This is a genomic window from Pseudomonas folii (assembly GCF_014357575.1).
Classification (GTDB): Bacteria; Pseudomonadota; Gammaproteobacteria; order Pseudomonadales; family Pseudomonadaceae; genus Aquipseudomonas; species Aquipseudomonas folii.
In genome coordinates this window covers 1-3,492 of sequence record NZ_JACONW010000270.1, presented here as the reverse complement: position 1 = coordinate 3,492, position 3,492 = coordinate 1, and the positions used below count along the sequence as shown (strand labels likewise).

At 55.6% G+C, this 3,492-nt stretch carries 3 protein-coding genes; 1 reads left to right on the top strand and 2 read right to left on the bottom strand.

Annotation, left to right across the window (positions count from 1 at the left end):
* Positions 1-161: 161 nt before the first annotated feature.
* Both H8S59_RS26515 and H8S59_RS26510 read right to left on the bottom strand, forming a co-directional pair.
* Positions 162-1,100, bottom strand: a complete 939-nt coding sequence (locus H8S59_RS26515) for a fatty acid desaturase (protein ID WP_187523334.1) — start codon at positions 1,098-1,100, stop codon at positions 162-164.
* Between the two features lie 157 nt (positions 1,101-1,257).
* On the bottom strand, positions 1,258-1,896 hold the full coding sequence (locus H8S59_RS26510; RefSeq protein WP_187523333.1) for a hypothetical protein: 639 nt from the start codon (positions 1,894-1,896) through the stop codon (positions 1,258-1,260).
* A 286-nt stretch (positions 1,897-2,182) separates the two neighbouring features.
* On the opposite strand from H8S59_RS26510, the gene H8S59_RS26505 reads away from it, so the two are divergent.
* Positions 2,183-3,430: an acyl-CoA thioesterase/BAAT N-terminal domain-containing protein gene (locus tag H8S59_RS26505; protein WP_187523332.1), complete on the top strand. Its 1,248-nt coding sequence runs from the start codon at positions 2,183-2,185 to the stop codon at positions 3,428-3,430.
* Positions 3,431-3,492 lie beyond the last annotated feature (62 nt).

The window sequence follows — 3,492 nt, the reverse complement described above, 5'->3', positions numbered from 1 at the left end:
TGCTCGCGATGGCGTCAATTCAGGCTATAAATTCGTCGACCCAGGAATCGAATCGCGAGCAAGCTCACTCCTAGAGGTCCACGGTTCGCCGCGAGATTGCGCGGTGCCGTGGACAACTTGGCAGGTCTTTTAAAAGAAATCTGTGCGTCTTACAGATCAACTCAACGCCACGGATGCTGTGGACTATCGATGGGCCTCAGGCCATGTTGCCGGAACAAGGCGCCGTAACCGTCCACAAGGAACTGACCACTGCGCTGTAGCCAGTCCTCGCGTCGTTCTGCATAAACCCGGGGCAGGTAATACCAGGGCAATCCGGGAAGATCATGGTGAATCAGATGCAGGTTCAGATTCAGAAACAGCCAACGCCATGGCCAGCCCGCCTCATTGATGACCGAGCGATGTTCCGGCGATGGAGCAGGGCGGTGCTCATAGAACGAGCGCACCATGGATAACGCCAAAGCCAATAAGCTGGCCATCACATATTCGAAAATGCCGATTCCGCCCTTGGCCTGTACAAACCACAACACTGCCACCACGCAGGCTCCGTGAGTCAGCCACATCAGCCAGGCTTGCAATTCACCTTGCCTCAGCCGTCGCAGTTCCACTGAAAGCAAGCCAATCAGCGCAATTGCCGGGCCCACCAGCAATCGGCCGTAAAGGGTTTTGTTCAACCAATGCAGGCTGCGGGACACGATGCTGTTGCGCTGCCAATGCTGTTCGCTCAGGTAGCGGCTCTCGGGATCGTGATGTGGCAGGGTCAGCTCTTCATCACGGTGGTGCAGCAGATGGCTGTCGCGATACAGGGTGTAGGGATACCAGAGCGCGAGTGGCGCATAGCCCAGTAGTTTATTCACCCACCGCCAGCGAGTCGGATGGCCGTGGAGTAGTTCGTGCTGCACCGACATCCAGAACGTGATCACCGGGACCAGCAACATCAAGCTTAATCCGCGACCCAGCAGGGCCGAGTAATGAATCAGGCTAAACCACGCCGCGTAAGTCCCGATCAACAACAACCAGGTTGGCCAGTCGGTGCGGGCGGTCCAGGTTTTGCGCAGTTGGGCGATGCGCTGTTGGTGCGTGGCGTCGAGGTAGTTGGGCATGCGCATCACCGGCAGGTAAGCATTAAGGCAAGTGGCCTGAAGCTGCACCTTAGCAATTCCGGTTATGCGTGAATAATCACATTTAGTAGTGTTTATATAACGTTATGAACTATATGCGCGCGTAAAAATGGGGGCATCCAAGGCCCCCATTTTTCAGTTACTTGCCGAATAACCGCTCATGTACCCAGCCGTTATTGGTCAGGATCATGCCTCGGGTTTCCTTGATCGGCGTTTTTTCACCGGCGACCATTGCAGGCAAATCACGGATGGCGGCCTGCACGGACTCTTCATAAGCCCATTTCGGCAAGTCGCTGGTCTTGTAGCTGTACGTCACGCGTGAAATCTTCTGGCCCATCATGTCGCCAGGCTCACTGAACTGGTCAACACTGACGATTTTTGCTTTGCCAAAACACAGGGCGCCAACAGTCGTCCCGTTCATGAGTTTCCTGGCGTCTTTCTGGTAGTACTTTCGACCTTCATCGGTAAGATCAAAGGCATAACGGATGTCGGTGCGGGCGGGTTGGAAGTAGGTCTGCGGGACCTCTTTGCGAGACAACTCGGTTTCTTTGACTACGCCCACTTGAGCCAGTGTGTGCAGAACCTTGTCGGTACCGCTGAAGTCGAGTTCCTGACTCTCGGTAGGGAAGTTGGAAGCCACCAGACATTTTGGATACAGAGTGTCGAGATAAGCTTGTGCAGCTTTTTCGAAATTTTCTTCACTGGCTTTTTTGGGATCAGAGCAGCCAGCGAGCACTGTGACCAAAACGGCCAGCGATAAAATCTTCCTGTCTTTCATGTTGCGTCCTTGATTACGGGGGAAAGTTTCAGCCAATGAAATACGTCATTAATCCGAACCCCATCAAGACCCGTGAATGGGGCGTAAGTTTCCCGGCATCTCATGGCATATTTTAGTTTTGTGAACGCTTCGACCCGGACGAAGTCACTCCAGCCATTTGAAAAAATAGCGAAAGGTCTAAGGTTATGCCGCAGAGGAATTTGGCTTTTTCTCTTCGCTTGTTCACATTGTGCGCACAACGAATTTGAAAGTCCGGTAGCGCGCAGCGCGTGATAAGGCGAAGCACATGACAACACTCTCCATAACACCCGCAGACGGTTTGCTGGACGAACCGCGACGTATCTCCGTAGAAGGTTTGCGGCCTTCGCAAAAGATTGAGCTCGCCACACGCACTGTGCGTGGCAATGGGCAGTATTGGGTCAGCGCTGCGACGTACATCGCCGATGCGTTCGGAAAGGTTGATCTGGAGCGCGACGCTCCTGTGTCCGGCAGTTATCAAGGCGTCTCTGCGTCAGGCCTGCTCTGGAGTCAGCGGCCAGAAGTGCCGGGTGCTGCTGACGTGTTTCCAGATGATGTGCTGCAACCCTTGGTGACTCGGGTATTCCTCGACGGGGGCGAGCAATCCGTCACCTTGATTCAGCGACTCGTATCCGAAGGCGTTACTCGCCGTGAGGTTCGCGAAGACGGTCTGGTCGGAACCCTGTTCACACCGCCTGGCGACGGGCCGCATCCTGCCGTGATTGTGTTGAACGGTTCCGGCGGCGGGATCAATGAACCCCGGGCCGCGCTTTACGCCTCGCGAGGCTATGCGGCGTTAGCGCTGGGTTACTTCAAGGCACCGGGCCTGTCGCCGTACATTTCAAATACGCCTCTGGAATATTTCGTCGCAGGGTTGGCCTGGGTCAGACGTGAAGTCCAGCCTGCCCATGATTTTGTCGCCCTGAGCGGTCAGTCGCGGGGCGGCGAGTTGGTGTTGCTGTTGGGCAGTATGTTTCCAGAGGCGGTGTCGGCGGTTATCGGTTATGTGCCCAGCGCTCTGGTGCATGGCGGGCAGGCGGCTGCTGATCCGGCAGTAGGCCGCGATGGACCGGCATGGCTTTATAAAGGGAAGCCATTGGTACATCTCTGGAACGACAATAAGACTGCTTCATGGGCAGCCAAAGATGCTGGCTTGCGTAATGCCGAATCCATCAGCACGGCGTTGCAGGATCATGATGCGGTGCATCGGGTTGCCATCAAGGTTGAGAAAATCCGTGGCCCTGTCTTGTTGCTGTCTGCGGGTGATGACGCGGCCTGGCCTTCAGCGCTTTTTTCGCGAATGGCGTACTCGCGGCTGAAAGAGGCCGGTCATTCCTGGCCCGTTCAACACCTGGATTTCGAACACGCGGGTCATACGATTCTGCTGCCGAACATACCGTCCACCTACAGCGTTGACGGCACCCCTGCAGCCAATGCTGAAGCCAATGAACAATCATGGCAGGCGGTAAAGGCGTTTCTCGAGGATGCGGTAAAGGCCAGAGCTGCGCAGGCATAATCAGATTTTGACAGGGTGTGGCGCCTTGACCGTTGTCCGGCTTGCCGGCACCACAATCCTTC

What these genes read in the sequence shown, in the direction of transcription:
- H8S59_RS26515 (WP_187523334.1), bottom strand. Translation starts at nt 1,100, where the DNA reads ATGCCCAACTACCTCGACGCCACGCACCAACAGCGCATCGCCCAACTG.
- H8S59_RS26510 (WP_187523333.1), bottom strand. Translation starts at nt 1,896, where the DNA reads ATGAAAGACAGGAAGATTTTATCGCTGGCCGTTTTGGTCACAGTGCTC.
- H8S59_RS26505 (WP_187523332.1), top strand. Translation starts at nt 2,183, where the DNA reads ATGACAACACTCTCCATAACACCCGCAGACGGTTTGCTGGACGAACCG.